At 60.9% G+C, this 17289-nt stretch carries 17 protein-coding genes; 3 read left to right on the top strand and 14 right to left on the bottom strand.

The window, feature by feature from the left end:
* Window positions 1-208: 208 nt before the first annotated feature.
* Window positions 209-463, bottom strand: coding sequence for a hypothetical protein (locus ACSQ3F_RS27950; RefSeq protein WP_436103417.1), 255 nt, complete (start codon window positions 461-463; stop codon window positions 209-211).
* Between the two features lie 231 nt (window positions 464-694).
* On the opposite strand from ACSQ3F_RS27950, the gene ACSQ3F_RS27955 reads away from it, so the two are divergent.
* Complete coding sequence (locus ACSQ3F_RS27955; RefSeq protein WP_436103418.1) at window positions 695-943, top strand: hypothetical protein; 249 nt, start codon at window positions 695-697, stop codon at window positions 941-943.
* Here the strand turns inward: ACSQ3F_RS27955 and ACSQ3F_RS27960 are convergent.
* The 11 genes from ACSQ3F_RS27960 to ACSQ3F_RS28010 form a co-directional block, all read right to left on the bottom strand.
* Window positions 940-2364, bottom strand: a complete 1425-nt coding sequence (locus ACSQ3F_RS27960; RefSeq protein WP_436103521.1) for a mannitol dehydrogenase family protein — start codon at window positions 2362-2364, stop codon at window positions 940-942. The genes ACSQ3F_RS27955 and ACSQ3F_RS27960 overlap by 4 nt on opposite strands.
* A complete protein-coding gene (gene uxuA, locus ACSQ3F_RS27965; protein WP_436103419.1) occupies window positions 2364-3560 on the bottom strand; it encodes a mannonate dehydratase in 1197 nt (398 codons plus the stop codon). Before uxuA ends, ACSQ3F_RS27960 begins: the two co-directional genes overlap by 1 nt.
* Window positions 3561-3568: 8 nt before the next feature.
* Window positions 3569-4612 (bottom strand): L-idonate 5-dehydrogenase, encoded by a 1044-nt coding sequence (locus ACSQ3F_RS27970; RefSeq protein ID WP_436103420.1) that lies wholly within the window; start codon window positions 4610-4612, stop codon window positions 3569-3571.
* 11 nt (window positions 4613-4623) lie between these two features.
* Window positions 4624-6033, bottom strand: a complete 1410-nt coding sequence (locus ACSQ3F_RS27975) for a TRAP transporter large permease (protein WP_436103421.1) — start codon at window positions 6031-6033, stop codon at window positions 4624-4626.
* 3 nt (window positions 6034-6036) lie between these two features.
* Window positions 6037-6609 carry a TRAP transporter small permease gene (locus ACSQ3F_RS27980; protein WP_436103422.1) on the bottom strand — a complete coding sequence of 191 codons (573 nt, stop codon included), beginning with the start codon at window positions 6607-6609 and terminating at the stop codon, window positions 6037-6039.
* A 67-nt stretch (window positions 6610-6676) separates the two neighbouring features.
* Complete coding sequence (locus ACSQ3F_RS27985; protein WP_436103423.1) at window positions 6677-7651, bottom strand: sialic acid TRAP transporter substrate-binding protein SiaP; 975 nt, start codon at window positions 7649-7651, stop codon at window positions 6677-6679.
* A 39-nt stretch (window positions 7652-7690) separates the two neighbouring features.
* Entirely contained in the window at window positions 7691-8434 is a 744-nt protein-coding gene (locus ACSQ3F_RS27990; RefSeq protein WP_436103424.1) for a FadR/GntR family transcriptional regulator, read from the bottom strand.
* A gap of 219 nt (window positions 8435-8653) precedes the next feature.
* Entirely contained in the window at window positions 8654-9430 is a 777-nt protein-coding gene (locus tag ACSQ3F_RS27995) for an ABC transporter permease (RefSeq protein ID WP_436103425.1), read from the bottom strand.
* Complete coding sequence (locus ACSQ3F_RS28000; RefSeq protein ID WP_436103426.1) at window positions 9414-10244, bottom strand: ABC transporter ATP-binding protein; 831 nt, start codon at window positions 10242-10244, stop codon at window positions 9414-9416. Before ACSQ3F_RS28000 ends, ACSQ3F_RS27995 begins: the two co-directional genes overlap by 17 nt.
* Before the next feature lie 15 nt (window positions 10245-10259).
* The gene (locus ACSQ3F_RS28005) at window positions 10260-11261 is read right to left on the bottom strand and encodes an ABC transporter substrate-binding protein (RefSeq protein ID WP_436103427.1); all 1002 of its coding nucleotides are present in this window, start codon (window positions 11259-11261) and stop codon (window positions 10260-10262) included.
* A 43-nt stretch (window positions 11262-11304) separates the two neighbouring features.
* On the bottom strand, window positions 11305-12387 hold the full coding sequence (locus ACSQ3F_RS28010; RefSeq protein WP_436103428.1) for a 4-oxalomesaconate tautomerase: 1083 nt from the start codon (window positions 12385-12387) through the stop codon (window positions 11305-11307).
* A gap of 109 nt (window positions 12388-12496) precedes the next feature.
* On the opposite strand from ACSQ3F_RS28010, the gene ACSQ3F_RS28015 reads away from it, so the two are divergent.
* On the top strand, window positions 12497-13396 hold the full coding sequence (locus tag ACSQ3F_RS28015; protein WP_436103429.1) for a LysR family transcriptional regulator: 900 nt from the start codon (window positions 12497-12499) through the stop codon (window positions 13394-13396).
* A gap of 216 nt (window positions 13397-13612) precedes the next feature.
* On the top strand, window positions 13613-14620 hold the full coding sequence (locus ACSQ3F_RS28020; protein WP_436103522.1) for a LacI family DNA-binding transcriptional regulator: 1008 nt from the start codon (window positions 13613-13615) through the stop codon (window positions 14618-14620).
* Between the two features lie 349 nt (window positions 14621-14969).
* Here ACSQ3F_RS28020 and ACSQ3F_RS28025 read toward each other — a convergent pair whose 3' ends face one another.
* Together ACSQ3F_RS28025 and ACSQ3F_RS28030 are read right to left on the bottom strand one after the other, a co-directional pair.
* Window positions 14970-15260 carry a transposase gene (locus tag ACSQ3F_RS28025; RefSeq protein ID WP_436103430.1) on the bottom strand — a complete coding sequence of 97 codons (291 nt, stop codon included), beginning with the start codon at window positions 15258-15260 and terminating at the stop codon, window positions 14970-14972.
* A 99-nt stretch (window positions 15261-15359) separates the two neighbouring features.
* A complete protein-coding gene (locus tag ACSQ3F_RS28030; RefSeq protein ID WP_436103431.1) occupies window positions 15360-17123 on the bottom strand; it encodes a tetratricopeptide repeat protein in 1764 nt (587 codons plus the stop codon).
* Window positions 17124-17289 lie beyond the last annotated feature (166 nt).

Here is a 17289-nt window from a genome sequence, read left to right on the forward strand (position 1 = left end):
AGAAGTCCGCCGAGGGCGGTTAATGTTGCATGGATTTTTTTGTTAAGTTCATGTGCTGTTTACACTATTGCGCGCATCTCGGACACAGACCGCGCTGGCCGGACAATACATTTTCCCCTTGCGCCCGCACGCAGCGCGCCCAGAGCGCGGCTTTGGGGCGAAGGTCGCCAATCGGGAAGCAATGCGTCCGCCGCGCTCGATGAAGCGCTTAGATGCCGAGCAACTTCTTGGCTTGGTTGAGCGCAGCGATTGATCCGGCATGATCGCCAGCGGCGTGCAATTCTTCGCCTTTGGCGCGCAGCTCCTTGACTTTCGTCATATCGGGCTCTGCGAGGGTTGCGGTCGGCAAGGCCGCATCGATCGCGGCCATGATGCTCGGGCATTCATTGGCAAAAGCGGTCGCGGGGATGACCGACAATAATAAAGCAAGCAGAACTGAACGTAACATGGCCGTTTCTCCCATACCGGTCCGCAGAACGCGCCGCGTCGACGACCGGCACGCCGATGGTAGCTCTTAATTCCGGCTGCGGCAATCACGATGCGAAGAGACACATGTGACGCATCGCAGGTGGAACAACTGCTCGAAGATCGATGGTGACGTTGGCCAGTTCACCACCGATGGTGCCGATGATGGCGACCCTATCCGTGACGCTGTGCTGCGTCACGGAGCCGGAGCAAAGGCTGGGGCGGTCGAGTGCCAGGTATTTGGGGGCTGCAGGTCGAGCATGTGCACCACGATTCGCGCAGCCGTGATCTGATCGAGACGGACGAACTGGAAGAAACGCTGCAGCCGACGGTACTTCGAGGCATATCGAGCCGTGCCGCTTACATGGCTGGCAAGATGCGAAAGGTTGACCGTGCGAGACTGAACCAGACCGGCGATCAAGCCTTCGGCTCTGATTCACAGTCCTTCTCTGACGAACGCACCTACTCAAACAGTTAAGTCCGGTCTGCCGTTTTTTTGATCACCTTCAGTTCACGGTTCAACCGGTTCAACCAAGCTCTGTCTTCGACCAGAGCCGGCGGAAAGAGACCGGGAATGGCGAAAAAGGCAGAAGGCCCGTCGTTGTGGATCGCTTCTGTGGCTGCGGCTTTCAGTTCCTGTTGGCGCGGGTCCTCCACATCTGGCGTTTGTAGCACATAGGCTATCCACAGTGCTGTGGCATAGGCGAACATGGCGCCGTCGCGCCCGGCCGCGAGATCGTCCACCGCTGCAGCGAAAATCCTTTGCGGCAGTTTTTGGCTGCCATCCATGGCGATCTGACGCGTGCGGTGGGCAATCGTCGGATTGGCGAACCGTTGCATCAACTGCTCCCGGTAAGCCTCAAGATCGATGCCCGGTACCGGATCGAGCGTTCGAGCCGCCGCATCCATATATTGTCGGACCTGGCTCCGATAGTGCGGAACGGCCATGACGTCACGGACATAGTCGAGGCCAGCTAACTGGCCGAGATAGGCGATCGTCGAATGGGCGCCGTTCAGCAGCCTGAGCTTCATCTTCTCATAGGGCTCGACATCCCTGACGAAGAGGGCACCGGCCGCCTCCCAGGCGGGGCGGCCCGAGACGAAATGATCTTCGATCACCCATTGCATGAAAGGTTCAGTGTCCAGAGCCAGCTTGTCTTCGGCGCCGAGTAGTGCCGCCGCTCGATGCCGCGTCTCCGCCGTGGCCGCCGGAACGATGCGATCCACCATGGTCGAGGGGAAAGCGCCGTACTCGGAAATCCAGGCGGCAAGCGCCGGCTCGCGCATTGTGCCCATCTCGATCACCAAGCGTTGGACAACGCGACCGTTGGTCGGCAGGTTGTCGCAACAAAGAACCGTGAAGGGTTGAAGCCCGGCCGAGTGCCGCCGCGCCAGACCCTCGACGATAAAGCCGATCACACCCGTCGGCGTCTCCGGATGGGCGAGATCAGCCGCGATCGCCGGATGCTGATGGTCGAGGCCGCCGGTGACCGGATCGATGCCGTACGCCTTTTCAGTGACGGTGATCGAGACAATGCGGATCGCCGGATCGGCGAGGAGTGCGAGCAGTGCCTCGCGATCCTCGACGGCGGACAGCCCGCCGATCACCGAGCCGATGATCCGGATATTGTCACCCGCAGCCCCGCGGCTCACCACCGAAAACAGATGATCCTGCGCGCTGAGATCCCGGATTGCGCCGAACGACCGCAGGCTGACTGCGATGACGCCCCAGTCGCCGAAATTCTGCTCCAGGGCACAATCGGTATAGACGGCCTGATGTGCCCGGTGAAACGCGCCGAAACCGATATGTACGATGCCGGGCTTTAAGGCGGTGCGATCATAGCGCGGCCTGCCGATATCGTCGGTCAACGGTGTCGATGCGGATAGTCGTTCCATGATCAGGACAACCCATAGGTCGCGTGCGACAAGGCACGTTCGATGCCGCGCAGTTCGGCCAGGCCCTTCAGGCGGCCAATCGCCGGATAGCCGGGTTGGGCACTGCGGGTCAGATCGTCGAGGATCTCTTGACCGTGATCCGGCCGCATTGGGATCTGGTGGTCCGCCCGTCCGGCGGCGCGCCGCCGTTTTTCCTCGGTGAGGAGCTCGGCGATGACAGCCACCATGTCGGTATCACCCTCCAGATGTTCGTCCTCGAAGAACGAGCAGGGTGTCTCCGGCTCCTCGCGGCGGACATTGCGAAGATGGACGAAGTGGATCCGCGGTGCGAACTGGCGAACCATGGCCGGCAGGTCATTGGCCGCGCGGGCGCCGAGCGAACCCGTGCAGAAGGTGACGCCGTTCGCCGGGCTGTCGACCTCGCGCAGCATGTGGGCATAATCCTCGGCACTCGACAGGATGCGCGGCAGTCCGAGTAGCGCCCATGGCGGATCGTCCGGATGGGCGCCGATATTGATCCCGACCTGCTCGGCCACTGGCGTCACCTCGGTGAGAAAATCGATGAGGTGCCGTTGCAACTTTTCCCGGTCGATCCCCGCGTAACTCTGCAGATGCTCCCTGAGTTGCGGTAGGCTGTAGCCGTCGGAGGAACCTGGCAAGCCCGCGCCGATATTGCGCGACAGGCCCAGTTTGCGCTCGTCGGTCATCTCGCGGAAACGCCGTTGTGCCTGCTCACGGGTTTCTGCATCATAGTCCTCGGCAGCGCCCGCCCGCTGCAGCAGATGCAGGTCGAAGGCGACGAAGTCGATCCGATCAAAGCGCATGGCCTTTGCACCATGGCGCGCGGTCCAGCGCAGATCGGTGCGCGTCCAGTCAAGCACCGGCATGAAATTGTAGCAGACCGTGCGGATGCCGGCGGCGGAGAGACGGCGTAGCGTTTCCTGCCAATTGGAAATGTGCTCGCGCCAGGGGCCAGTCTGCGTCTTGATGCTCTCCGAAACGGGAACGCTTTCCACGACCTCCCATTCCAGGCCGCCGACGCGGACCTGTTCCTGCCGCTTTGTGATCTCATCCGATGGCCAGACGTCACCGGTCGGAATGTGATGTAGCGCGCTGACGATGCCATGCGCGCCGGCCTGATCCGCATCCTGTACGCTTACCCGGTCGACCGGACCAAACCAACGCCACGTATGTCGCATGTGAACTCCTAAGCCAGAAAGCTGAGCTGTACCTTGCAGGCGCCCGAGCGGTCGCCGGCCTGTTCGAAGGCGTCGATTGCCTGATCGACCGGGAATGTGTGGGAAATGATCGGCCGGACGTCGATCCGGCGATCCGCGATGAGCTCGACGGCAAGGGGGAATTCGCTGTCGAACCTCTGCGACCCGATCAGCCGCAATTCCTTGCCGACCAGGGCATTCAGCGGGAGTGTGATGTCGCCCGTCACACCGACCTGCACGATCAGGCCGCGTGGCCTGACCGTCGCGATCGCGCTGCGCAGCGCCGGTTCGGCGGCGGAGCATTCGAACACGACGTCGAACTGGCCCTTGTCAGTTTCATAGGCCGCGAGTTGCTCGGGATCGCGGCGGACATTGATGACGCGGGTAGCGCCGCAGGCCGATGCCCGCTCGAGCGCGGCGTCGGCGAGGTCCGTCACCACGATCGTTCCCGCGCCGGCATGGCGGACGGCCGCGACGACCAGCGCGCCGATCGGCCCCGCGCCGGTGACCAGCACATGCTTGCCCCGGATATCCCCAGCTTGTGCTACCGCATGCAGGCAGACGGCGAGCGGTTCGGCGCAGGCGGCCTCGCCGGCGCTGACCAGGGTGCCGGCAGGCAGGCATTGGATGGCCGGAACCACCAGCCAGTCCCGAAACATGCCCTGTGCATGGGGCAGGCGCATGGCGCTGCCCATGAACTGCATGTTCAGGCAATGGATGGCGAGACCCTCGCGGCAGAAACGGCAATTTCCGCAGGGCTGGCTCGGATTGACAGCCACGAGGTCGCCGAGTGCTAGCCCGGAGACATTCGGGCCGAATGCCGCGACACGGCCGGACGCCTCATGCCCTGGAACGATCGGCTCGCGAACCCGCACCGGACCGAAGCCGCCATCCTGGTAGTAGTGGAGGTCTGAGCCGCAAATGCCGCCTGCCGCCATCTTCAGCAGCACTTCCCCATCGCCCGGTTCGGCGACATCCGCCACTTCCACCCTCAAGTCGCGTCGGCCGTGTAGCCGTGCGAGACGCGCCTGCATGACTTTTCTCCTCATCGGCGGATCAGCCCGACCTCGGTCGGCAGCCAAAGCGTGACTGCCGGAACGAAGGTGATCAGGATGAGCGCGACGAACAGCGGAACGAGCCAGGGCAGGATCGCCATTGTGGTCCGCTCGACCGACAGCTTGGCGACGCGCGACAGCACGAAGAGCACCATGCCAAGGGGCGGATGCAGCAGCCCGATCATCAGGTTCAGCGTCATGATCAGGCCGAAATGCACCGGATCGATATCGAACTGGGTTACCAGCGGCAGCAGGATCGGGACCAATATGGTGATCGCGGCAATCGTGTCCAGGAAGCAGCCGACGAACAGCATCAGGAGGTTGACCAGGATGAGGAACACCCACTTATTGTCGGTGATCGACAGGATCGCACCCGATAGCATCTGGGCGGCCTGGCTGACCGTCAGCAGCCACGCGAAGATGGAGGCGGCTGTGACGATGAACAACACCGACGCTGTGGTTTCGATCGTGTCGAACGTGGCTCGCGACAGCGTCGACAGTGTCATGGTCCGGTAGCGCACCAGCCCGAGGAACAGCGACCACAGCACGGCGGCAACGGCAGCTTCCGTCGGCGTGAACCACCCCATCGTCATGCCGCCGATCAGGATGACCGGGGTCATCAGCGCCATGACAGCGGAGAAGTCGAAGTACCAGTCGATGGCGAGCAGCGCGGCAAGTGCGATGCCGACGGCGACGTTCATCGACAGGCCGGCCGACATCAGGAGGAAGATCAGGAGCGGCACGGAGAAGACCACCACGACCTCGAGCGACGCCGTCAGCAGGCGTTTCATCTCGAACGGGGTGTCCGAACCCCAGCCACGCCGGTAGGCGAAAATCGCGACGGTCACCATCATCAGGACGGTCATGACCACGCCCGGCACGATGCCCGCCATGAACAGTGCGCCGATCGAGACATTGGCCATCATGCCATAGATGACGAAGGGCAGAGACGGTGGAAAGATCGGGCCGAGCGTCGCCGAGGCGGCAGTGACGCCGACGGCTGTCTCGACGGGATAGCCATGATCCTTCATCGCCTTGATCTCGATCGTGCCGATGCCAGCGGCGTCGGCGAGCGCCGTGCCCGACATGCCGGAAAAGATCACCGAGCCGATGATATTGACCTGGGCAAGCCCGCCCTTCATCCAGCCGACCAAGGCGACGGCGAAGGAATAGATGCGGCCAGTGACGCCGGCGGAATTCATCAGGTTGCCCGCGAGAATGAAGAAGGGAACGGCGAGCAGCGGAAAACTCTCGACCCCGGCGATCATCCGCTGCGCGGCAATGATGTCGGGCGCGACATTGTAAAAGACGAGATAGAGAACCGAGGCCACGGCCATGGAAATGGCAACGGGCACGCCCACCACCATCAAGACGAGAAATGAGCCGACGAGCAGAAGCATGGATCAATCCTCAACCTTCTGAAATTCCTCGGGCCTTTCGAGAACCGAATAACCGCGGCGCTGATTGGCGATGAAAACTTGAATGGAGCGGACGAGCATCAGCACGAAGCCGGCCATCACGCTGTAGAAGACGACGTTGCGCGGAAGGTTGACGGTCACCATGCGCTCGCCGTGGACGATCGCCACATAGCGCCACATCAGCCAACAGGCATAGGCGAAGAAGCCGATACGAACGATGTCCACGAAGATCGCCATCCCCCTGGCCAAAGGCGGCGGCAGGTAGTGATAGAGGACGTCGACCTGGATGTGGCGTGATACGCGAACGCACATGACCGAGCCCAGGAACACGACGCCGATCAGGCAGTTGATCGCGATCTCCTCGGTCCAGGCATAGGAGTCGTTGAGCACGTAGCGGGTGAAGAACTGCAGGAAGACGCAGGCCGTCATCACCCAGAAGATGGCGAGCGTGACCCAGTCCTCGACGGCATAATGCGACACATCGGCGACCGGCGCGGCATCCTCGAAGGAATGGGCGATTTCCTCAGGCGTTATCAGCGAATGGACTTCTTGTTGCATGGGAGATCATCCGACGAAAAGAGGGGCGGAATGCCGGCGGCTCTTGCGGGCAGCCGGCATCGATGGCTCACTTGACGGCGCGGATGGCCTCCCAGTCTGCCTTGTTGTAGCCGAAGTCCTCGAGCGCGACCTTTTCCACGACGGTCTTTTCGAAATCGGCCCTGTCGACCTCGGTGACCTCGATGCCACGCTCCTTGAAGGTCGCGACCAGGCTCTTTTCACGCTCCTCGATGATCTTGGTGCTGCGCTCGGCAGCCTCCTGCATGACCTCGGTAAAGATCTGCTTGTCGGCGTCGGAAAGCTGCGACCACAAGCTCTTCGACACCAGCGTGTTCAGATGGTCGACGATATGGCCGGTGAGCACGATATGCTTCTGCACCTCGTAGAACTTCTTCGCATCGATCGTGGTCAGGGGGTTTTCCTGAGCTTCGACCGTACCGTTCTGCAGGGCGAGATAGACCTCGGCAAAGGCGATCGGCGTGGTATTGGCACCGCAGGCGCGCGGCATGGCGAGATAGGCCGGCACGTCCGGGACGCGCATCTTCAGACCATGCATGTCGGTGCATTTGCCGATCGGCCGGTTCGATGTTGTCTGACGGGTGCCGTAATACGTGACGGCGGTGATGTGATTGCCGGAGGCGTCCTCGTAACCCTTGGCCAGGCTCTTGAACACATCGCTCTTGGTATAGGCGATCAGATGAGCCGGATCCCGGAAGGTATAGGGGTAATAGGTGACGCCGATAGGTGCATATTCGCGCGCAGCGAAGCTCGAGCCCGAAATAATGATATCGACAGTGCCGAGCTTCAGGCCCTGGTTGAGATCGGCTTCCTTGCCGAGTTGCGACGCCGGGAAGACGTCGATCTTGTAGCGGCCCTCCGTGCGCTTGCCGATCTCCTCGGCCGCCCAGGCGGATTCGGTGTGGAACGGTTCCGAGGTCTCATAGACATGCGCCCATTTGAGCACCGTCTCGGCTTGCACCGTGAGTGCCGAGGCCAACACGGCAGCTGTCGCACCCAGTAACGTCGTCAATCTGAACTTCATCTTTGTTCTCCTCCCAAGTTGAAGTTATTGGTCCTGTGGCTAATTGCCCCCGACACGCCTCCATGCGGCGGGTATCGTGCTGTCGGACGGTTCCTCCTCGAAACTTTTCGACAGGCGAAGCTGAGATTGGTCGAGATGCGCGCGCATTGCGGCCCGCGCGGCGGCCGGATCGCCGGCGGCGATCGCGTCGCGGATGGCGCGATGCTCCTCCATCGCGGCTCGCCAGGTCTCGGTATTTTCGAAATAGCTGGCGAGCTTCTCGAAATAGGGCGTCATGCGCATGTCGTGGATGCTGCCGACGAAACGGTTCAGGGTCGCGTTGGCGATGATGCCCGAGACGATGACGTGAAAGTCGCGGTCGAGCGCAAGAGCCAGGCGCCGGTCGTCGAGTGCCGACGCCATCCGCGCCAGATTGTCGTCAAGGATGAGGATGTGCTCGGGCCGTGCCAGACGGGCGGCTTCCTCGGCGACGGCGCATTCCACCACCGCCCGCGCCCTCAGCAATTCGAACGGCCCTTCGAAATCCTCCGGCGGCAGATCGGCCGACAGACCCTTGCGCGCCGTCACATAGATGCCCGAGCCCATGCGGATATCGACAAAGCCTTCCACCTCCAGCACGATCAGTGCTTCCCGGACGGTCGGGCGGGATACACCGAGCATCTGCGCCAGTTCGCGCTCGGCTGGAAGGCGCGAGCCGGGAGCCAACTCGCCCCGCTCGATCAAGCTTCGCATCTGGTCCGCCACCTGGCGATAGAGGCGGCGCGATTCTACGGCGGAGAACATCATCTTCCTCGACAGTCCCGGCGATGCCGCTGCAAGCGGTCAGCTGGCCAGGTGGTCATACCAATATTTCGGACAATACTCGCCACTGAGGATAAGTCAACCGTTTGAAGGCCGTCGGAATTTTGTCCGGCCAGCCGTGCCTGGTCGATGCCAGTTTCATCGAGAAGGGGCGCCGCCAAGAGCACCCCTTCGACCGAGCAAAGATGGTTCGATTGGATTCTAGGCCGTTCTCTCTTCTGCGGCGTTCGGTCTCCACTTGATGAGCCGCCCCTCCAGAACATCAAGAATTCGATCGATGATGAGAACGAAGATGGCAAGGATGATGATGCCAGCAAACACGCCGACCGCGTCGAAGTTGCCTTCGGCCTGAGCGATCAGATAACCGAGGCCCGCAGAGGAGCCGAGATATTCGCCGATGATGGCGCCGACCACTGCGAAGCCGACAGACGTGCGCAGCGAGGACAGGATCCAGCTTGCCGCCGCTGGAAAATAGACGTGCCGCAACAGATCGGAACGTTTGGCCCCGAGGATCCTTGCGTTTGCGAGTACCACTGGGTTGACTTCGCGTACACCCTGCATCGCGTTGAAGAAGGTGATGAAGAACACCAATGTTACGGCAAGCGCCACCTTCGACCAAAGGCCAAGCCCAAGCCAGAGAACGAAAATCGGTGCAAGCACGACGCGCGGAATGGCGTTCAGGCCCTTGATGAAGGGGTCCAGAATTCGTGCCGCACTGCGGCTGAGACCGAGCCATACACCGGCTGCGACGCCCAGGCCGGTGCCGATGATGTAGCCGAGCACAGTCTCGGTCAGTGTAATGGAAACGTGCCGATAGAAGCCGGGGTCAACGATCCAGCTGACGATCTGGTTGAAGATGTCGAGCGGCGCGGGAAAGAAGAAGACGTCGATGAAGCCGGCGGTTACGCCAAGTTGCCAGCCGCCGAGGATGAAAACCAGCATACCGAGCTGGATGATGCGTTCAGTCACGACGTTCATAGCTTTTCTCCACTTCGCCGCGCAGGGAAGCCCAGATATTGCGGTACAGATCCATGAAGCGTGGATCGAGCTTGATCTCGGCGACATCCCGGGGCCGCTCGAGCTCTACCGGGAAACTCTCGATAACCCGCGAGCGGGGGCCGGCGGCCAGAATGGCGACGCGGTCTCCAAGCGCAATGGCCTCTTCGAGGTCATGTGTGATCATAACGACGGCGCGGCGTTCTTCTTGCCAAAGGCGCAGCAATTCATTCTGCATGAGATGCCGCGTATGGATGTCGAGGGCCGAGAACGGCTCGTCCATCAGGATGACCTTCGGACCGGCAATGAGCGCTTGCGCCATCTGGACACGTTTGCGCTGGCCACCGGACAACTGGTGCGGATAGCGGTGTTCGAACCCTTTGAGTCCGACCTTGGCAAGCCAGCTCATCGAACGCTCGCGCCGCTCGGCGGCTGCAACGCCCCTGAACATCAGGCCGAGTTCGACATTCTCGATGGACGTCTTCCACGGGAGCAGCGCGTCCTGCTGGAAGAGATAGCCGATGTCGTTCTGGACACCCTTTACCGGGGTACCGTCGATCGACACCGTTCCGCTCGCGGGCTTGAGAAGTCCTGCGATCGCGTTCAAGATGGTGCTTTTCCCGCAACCGGTCGGTCCGACGATGGCGAGAAACTCGCCATCGGCAACCGTCAGGTTGACGTTCTGCACCGCGACATAGGAACCGAACGACATTGTCACGGCGTCGATCGATACCATCGGTTTTGTATTGTGCTGTCCCGTTGGGATAGGCATGGGTTTTACGACAGCCAAAGACATGGCCTCCTCCTCGGATCAGTTGGTGGTCTTGTCCTTCACCTTGTCCACGAAATCGTTCGTGTAGGTCTTGGAAAGATCGATGGTTGCAGCAGCCACCTTTTCATTGAAGCTTTTGAGAACGGCAAGCGGCGTCTGGGTGTCGGTCTCGCTGAACTTGCCATCCACCGAGAAGATCGGTTTGGCATTCTGGACAGCCTTCACATAGGTCTCGCGGTCGCCGGAAATGAATTCCTTCGGCAGCTTTTCGACGATCTCTTCGGCGCTGTGCGCGTTCATCCATTCCAGTGCCTTGACGGTCGCGTTCGTGACCTTCTGGATGGTCTCCGGGTTGTCATCGATATAGGCCTGCGTCGCATAGAGGACGGAGGTCGGGTAGATTCCGCCATAAATCGCCTTGGCACCTTCGTCGCTGCGGGCATCGATCAAAATCTTGCCGACACCCTTGGCTTCGATGAAGGTCGCCGCCGGATCGTAGTTGACCAGAAGATCGACTTTCCCCTGTTCGAGCGCCGCGACGGCGGCCGCACCGGAGCCGACGCCGATCAGCGCAACGTCGTCAGCCGATAGATTGTGGCGCTGCAGATAGTAGCGTACGAAGAAGTCCGAAGAGGACCCCGGCGAGGTAATGCCGATCTTTGCACCCTTGATCGTCTCGGGTTTGGCCGGATCGAATGTTGCGCTGTTGCCGCCAGCCAGAACCAGGCCTGAATTGCGCGCGAGCTGTACGAACGCGACGACGGCCTTGTTCTGCGACTGCATTTGGATCGTATGATCGTAGAAGCCGACGGCGATATCCGTCGAGCCGGCGACAAGCGCCTGCAGCGTCTTGGAACCGCCGGAGGCGAAGTTTTCGACCGTCACTTCAAGGCCTTCCTTCTCGTAAAGGCCAAGGCCGGCCGCAACGGGGAAGGGCAGGTTGTTGAGATTGTAGGACCCAACGCTGATACGGACGGGTTCCGCAAGGGCCGAACCGGCAAAAGCGACGGTTGCGGCAAGGGCGAGTATAAGTTTACGCATGTGTATTCCTCCCTGATGTGGCGCCCTCCCGGCAACCACTCGATTATGCCGCGCAAACCATTTGCGCGATAGGTTTTGCAAAGACCTGACCCTCGAAGAGGCGCCGGGCCGTCCGCAGGATTCCTGCGACCGTCTTGCCGTCGCGGGTATCCAGTTTCACTTCCAGGCGACCGCTTGGATGTTCCAGAACGAGAACGACCGGCGGCTTGCGGTCGCCGATCAGCCGCGAGGCGACGGTTCCGTCGCTGATGCAGGCTGTCGCAATCCCAACCGCGCCGGTTGTTGCGAGAGACGGGTGGCACTGGTGCGGCATGAAATAGCGCACGCCGAGATCGCCGCCCTTGTTGGGCCTCGTGATCAGAACCGGCTTTGGCGTGACCTGATTGCTGACATCACCCATACCCATGCGCCGGCCGGCCTCGAGTCTGAGAGTTTCGAGGCGCTGCAGCAATGCGCCATTGGCATTGAGCTCGGCCGCAGATTCATTGCCCGTCACGCCGAGGGCTGCGGCATCCAGCAACATCATCGGCATGGCGCAATCGATACAGGTAACGTCGATGCCGTCGATCCTGTCGCGCGGGTTGCCGGTCGGAAAAAGCTTGCCTGTGCGTGCCCCCGCCGCGTCCATGAAGGTCAGCGCGATCGGCGCAGCATTGCCGGGCACGCCGTCGATCGAGGCATCTCCCATATAGGCAACACGGCCATCAGGGGTCGGAACCTCGGCTTCGATGAGTTTGCCGGTATTGACGTTGTGAATGCGTACGCGGGTTACACCCATTGCCGCCTTGACCAGGCCGGCCTCGATGGCGAACGGCCCGACGGCTGCCAGCATGTTTCCGCAGTTGGGTGAGGTGTCGACGAATTGCTGATCGATGCGGACCTGGGCGAACAGATAATCCACATCTGCATCCGGCACGGTTGGCGGACCGACGATGGCAACCTTGCTGGTGACCGGGTTGCCGCCGCCGATACCATCGATCTGCAACGGGTGACCGGATCCCATGACCGAAAGCAGAATCTGATCCCTTTGACGAGAATCCGATGGAAGATCGGATGCGAGAAAGAACGGCCCCTTGGAAGTGCCGCCTCGCATCAGAACGCAGGGAATGGAAATCAGGTCGTTCATGGTTGTGTCCGCATACTGATGCGATTTAAATATCAATCAGCTTCTTTGTTGCAGTAGACGGCAAAATGATTGATATGTGAAATGCGAATATCAGAAGGAATGATGCGTAATGAGCATTAATTGCGAAATACTGGATCTGCGTGCATTTCTATCGGTCGTCGAACTGGAAAATTTCCATCGCTCTGCCGAAGCTCTCAATCTGTCGCAGCCGGCACTCAGCCGGCGGATTCAGAAGCTGGAGTTGGCAATCGGCGCGCCTTTGCTCGAGCGGACGACGCGTCATGTCTCGACAACTGCGCTCGGGGCGGAGCTGATCCCGTTGGTGCGCCGGATGCTCGAGGAGTTCGACACGTCGCTGTTTGCGGTGCGCGACGTCGGGTCTCAACGCAGCGGTCTCGTGACGATCGCGTGCTTGCCGACGGCAGCTTTCTATTTTTTGCCCACCGTCATCAAGCAGTTCAGTGCCGAGTATCCCAATATTCGTTTTCGCATTCTCGATCTGCCGGCCACCGACGGTCTGCAGGCAGTCGCCCGCGGGGAAGTCGAGTTCGGCATCAATATCATGGGCTTCTCAGACCCCGACCTCGTTTTTGACCGGCTCATCGAGGATCCCTTTGTACTGGCAGTACGCAAGGATCATCCGTTGGCGGCGAAGAGTGAGCTTGAGTGGGGTGATTTGGCGCCCTATCAACTGATCACGGTTCACCGGTCCAGCGGCAATCGCACGCTTCTTGATGCAGCATTGGCGAAATCGAACCTGAAATTGCGCTGGTCCTATGAAGTCACGCATCTGTCGACATCGCTTGGTTTGGTCGAAGCTGGGCTCGGAATTTCGGTTTTGCCGAAGCTCGCCACACCACAGGAGGAGCACCCGTTCCTCGTCACGAGACCGATTCGTAATCCGGAGATCTCGCGAACGATCGGCATCGTGCGCCGCCGTGGTGGCACACTTTCGCCGGCAGCCGAGCGCTTCATGACAATGTTGATTGGGACTTGGGCTGAGGCCTAAGTCAAGCGTGCCATTTGAGCGGGGCTTCTGGTTTACTGTGTCGTGCTGGCTACTCGTCAGGCTCTGTTGGGGCAATTGTTGACCGGCCCGCGGTTCTGACCTCATCGTCCGCCTCCGCCTGTTACCGCCCTTGTGCGTCTCCGCTCCACCCGGCTTGGCGCTGGGGCAGCTATGCCATATCTTGCAGACTCGATCCCATCTACATCCGAGGCCTCCATTCCCAAGCCGACTTTCCACAATATCGCCCGCCTTGCCGGTGTAGGTACCGCGACGGTAGAACGCGTGCTCAACGGTCGAGGCGGGGTTCGCCGCGAACTTGCCGAGAAAGTCATTGCTGCCGCGCGTACGCTCGACTATCCCCGCCGGCTGCCGGACGTGCATCGCGGCATTTTTCGCATCGACGTAATTCTGGTCAGGCCGGAAACAACCTTCTTCTCTCGCCTTTCACAGGCTTTCGGTCGGATCGCCGCGACGCTTGACGTATCCGTCGCCGTGCACCGCACCTTCATGGACGAACACGATCCTGCGGCGATCGCCGAGCGGATCGCAAACCCGGAGACGAGACGAGCGGGGCTGATCCTGGCCGTGCCGGATCACCCACTCATCCGGTCGGCACTGGCCAAGCTGGAAAAGGAAGGCCTGCCGGTCCTGCAGATCGTTACACGCGCCGAAGGGGTCAGGGCGGATTATGTCGGTATCGACAATTATGCCGCGGGCCGAACGGCTGGACTGCTTCTGTCCCGGATGCAGCCGAGTAAAGGTACAATCGTCGCCCTCTGCCACAGTCAGATCTACCAGGTGCATCGCGACCGCATCCGCGGCTTTTCCGACTATCTCGCCGAGAGGCCCCGCGACGGTTTGGCCTTTGCCGCCGTCCTGTTCGGCCATGACGATGCCGGGCATAGTGCCGACTGGCTGTTCGAGGCATTGCGTCTCTGGCCTGATCTCGTCGGCCTCTACAACGCGGGCGGTGCCAACGCTTCGTTGTCGGCCGTGCTGCGCAAGCAGACGCGCGGTCGGGACATCTTCTTTGTCGGCCATGAACTCACCGAACGCAGCGCGGCAGCCTTGCGGGAAGGCGTCATGTCAGTTGTCCTCGATCAGGCTCCGGAGGCGCAAGCGCGCCGTGCGATCGACCTGATGCTCGCCCGTCTCGGGCTTGTTGGCGAAGCGATCTCGAACGATCCCATCCGCTTCGTCACGATCACATCGGAAAATCTCTAAGGTTTGTAGCTCTTGAAAGGAATCGAACCTGCGACCAGTAGTTCGTCCCGAGTCATTTTCGCAGGTTCCACATGAGACGTTATGCGATGCTGCGAGCACAGAACGAGAACAGATCGTTCGCTTCTGCTTTGCGCCCGGCAATGCACCAAGATGCGAGAGTGATGGGGCTTGAATGCACCAGGTCAACTTCCACCTGTTCGCCCCGCACTACGCTGACTGCTCACCGGCCGACTTTCCTTCATCCGTAAACAGTCTAGGGCGGGAGCATTGAGGAGCTTCGCGAATTTCCCTATGGGTACTCAGCTTGGGTATCGTGTCGAAGTGTTAAGCCAACCTCCGATGCTGACCATTATTGCGCAAGCGGCAAGCCCTGGACAGGTGGTTCTGCAGGCGTAGGCAAAACCAGTTTGCCATGACGCGCCATCGTTCGCCACGACGACAGATGGTTCCGCTTCAGCCCATAGCGGTCCGCCACCGCGTTCACCTTCACGCCCGGTTGCAGGCGCTCCGAAGCGATCCCGGCCTTCAACTCGTCCGGCCATTGGCGATGCACCTCACGTCCGGCCTGTCCGGTTGCGAGAAACTCCAAAGTCGTCTCCATGGAGAAATTCCCTTCGCTCTTCCATGGAATGTCGATCACAGATCACGGCGACAGCGGCAATGTGCGGCGAAACATCGGATACCCATACCCGGACTTTCCCTGCTCCTCTCCGCCGAGGACGCTTGTCCCGTTCCGTATTTAGATGGAGACGCCGGCCTCGCGGAGTCCGTCCACCAGCCGATCGAACAGATTGGGATCCCGGTATGGTAAAGTCCGCTTGAGGTGATCGATAGAAAAGTTCGGGTTAACCTCCAGGACCTCACGCCAATAGCGCCGCGCTTCTTCGTGCCGCCCGATTCGTCCACAGAGACACGCGAGATAAAAGCGCGTCATGTCCGATCGCGGCGCAAGCGTTAACCGACGCTTGAAGGCGATCTCGGCCTCGTCAAAGCGCCCGAGACTCAATAGCGCCCTCCCCAGGAAATGCAGCGACAGGTCGAATTGCGGGTCAAGCCGGTGGGCCCGTGTATACAGCGCCAGGGCGTCTTCGTGCCGACCCTGGAAATCCCTTATGGCGCCAAATGCCGTATAGGCGTTGGCCGAATTGGGGTCGAGTTCGATCGCCCGCTCTTCAGCGCGCTCCGCCTCATCCAGGCGCCGCATGAAGGCAAGCGCGAGCCCGAGCGCGTGATGGCCTTGCGGCTCAGTATCGTCCGTCTCGATTGCCCTGTGTGCCAGCTCGAACGCCTGTGTGAGATTGTCAGGCGTTGCGCCGTTCCAGTGGTTGATGAAGTCAGTTAAGGCGGTAATCGAGAGCGAAGCATAGGCCGCCGCCAGCCCCGGATCGATCACGATGGCGCGCTCCAGCATGCTGCGCGCCTCAGCGGACGATACGGAGTTGAACTGCAGAATGGACTGACGGGAGCGGACGAGCAGGTCGTAGGCTTCGGGATCGACCCTGCCGCGGCTCTCTCGCCACTCCTCTTCGCGGGGTGTCAGCTTCACTCTGAGCGCGTTGACGATCGTGCGGGTCACTTCGTCCTGAACAGCAAAAATATCCTCAAGTCCACGGTCGTAGCGCTCGGCCCACAGATGACCGCCCGTCGTGCCGTCGATCATCTGGGCGTTGATGCGAATACGGTCGGTGGCCCGGCGCACACTGCCTTCAAGGATGTAGCGGACGCCGAGTTCCCGGCTCACCTTGCGGATGTCCGGCGTCTTGCCTTTATAGGCGAAGGAGGAGTTCCGGGCGATCACGAAGAGGCCGGAAACCTTTGAAAGATCCGTGATAATGTCCTCGGTGATGCCATCGGCGAAATAACCCTGCTCCGGGTCGCCGGACATGTTGTCAAACGGTAGAACGGCTATCGATGGCTTCTTTGGAAGCTGCGGCGGGGGTTCGGCGGCAGTCTTGTTGGGATCGCTCGCGCGGTCGTTCGGCGACCAACGCCAAATGTGCACCGGGCGCTCGATGTTCTTGACCTCATAATCGCCGGCGTCGACGAAATCGAGGCCGACACGCCCATGCACGTATTCATGAATTCCATCCGAAATCGCCACGCCGCCAGGATCGGCAAGCGCCTCGATACGGGCAGCCACATTGACCCCGTCCCCGTATAGATCGCGGTCCTCGACCATGATGTCGCCCAGGTTGACACCGACGCGGAGCACGATCGCCCGGTCCTCCGGCATATCTCCGTTTGCGACGGCCATGGCCTGCTGAATTGCTGCTGCGCATTCGATGGCGTTGACGGCGCTGCCGAACTCGACAAGGACACCGTCACCCGTCCTCTTGAAGACGCGGCCCTGATGAGTTGCGACGAGCGGCTCCAGCACCTCTTTCCACCGCGCCATGAGCAGCGTGTGGGTGCTTTTTTCGTCCCGCTCCATAAGCCGGCTGTAGCCGACCACATCAGCGGCCAAAATGGCAGCAAGCCGACGTCTGATGGATTTGTTGGCCATGAGCAATGGCGCCTTCCTAGCACCGATTAGCCAAACTTTACTGCCGTATTGCTGCCATGTCTATTTGGCTTGAGGCAGGCCTCGGTCGACAACCAACGTTCGCTCGCAAACGTCCGCTTGTCCCATCTCCTTGCGCCAGCGGCCGAGCGGTAGCGTTCATCGGGCG

Source organism: Pararhizobium sp. LjRoot238 (genome assembly GCF_964252955.1).
Lineage (GTDB): Bacteria > Pseudomonadota > Alphaproteobacteria > Rhizobiales > Rhizobiaceae > Pararhizobium.

Bases quoted from the DNA above. Each gene is read 5' to 3' on its own strand.
- ACSQ3F_RS27990 (WP_436103424.1), bottom strand. From the start codon at position 8,434: ATGTTCTCCGCCGTAGAATCGCGCCGCCTCTATCGCCAGGTGGCGGAC.
- ACSQ3F_RS27995 (WP_436103425.1), bottom strand. From the start codon at position 9,430: ATGAACGTCGTGACTGAACGCATCATCCAGCTCGGTATGCTGGTTTTC.
- ACSQ3F_RS28015 (WP_436103429.1), top strand. From the start codon at position 12,497: ATGAGCATTAATTGCGAAATACTGGATCTGCGTGCATTTCTATCGGTC.
- ACSQ3F_RS27985 (WP_436103423.1), bottom strand. From the start codon at position 7,651: ATGAAGTTCAGATTGACGACGTTACTGGGTGCGACAGCTGCCGTGTTG.
- ACSQ3F_RS28005 (WP_436103427.1), bottom strand. From the start codon at position 11,261: ATGCGTAAACTTATACTCGCCCTTGCCGCAACCGTCGCTTTTGCCGGT.
- ACSQ3F_RS27975 (WP_436103421.1), bottom strand. From the start codon at position 6,033: ATGCTTCTGCTCGTCGGCTCATTTCTCGTCTTGATGGTGGTGGGCGTG.
- ACSQ3F_RS28000 (WP_436103426.1), bottom strand. From the start codon at position 10,244: ATGTCTTTGGCTGTCGTAAAACCCATGCCTATCCCAACGGGACAGCAC.
- ACSQ3F_RS27950 (WP_436103417.1), bottom strand. From the start codon at position 463: ATGGGAGAAACGGCCATGTTACGTTCAGTTCTGCTTGCTTTATTATTG.
- ACSQ3F_RS27970 (WP_436103420.1), bottom strand. From the start codon at position 4,612: ATGCAGGCGCGTCTCGCACGGCTACACGGCCGACGCGACTTGAGGGTG.
- ACSQ3F_RS27980 (WP_436103422.1), bottom strand. From the start codon at position 6,609: ATGCAACAAGAAGTCCATTCGCTGATAACGCCTGAGGAAATCGCCCAT.
- uxuA (WP_436103419.1), bottom strand. From the start codon at position 3,560: ATGCGACATACGTGGCGTTGGTTTGGTCCGGTCGACCGGGTAAGCGTA.
- ACSQ3F_RS28010 (WP_436103428.1), bottom strand. From the start codon at position 12,387: ATGAACGACCTGATTTCCATTCCCTGCGTTCTGATGCGAGGCGGCACT.
- ACSQ3F_RS28030 (WP_436103431.1), bottom strand. From the start codon at position 17,123: ATGGCCAACAAATCCATCAGACGTCGGCTTGCTGCCATTTTGGCCGCT.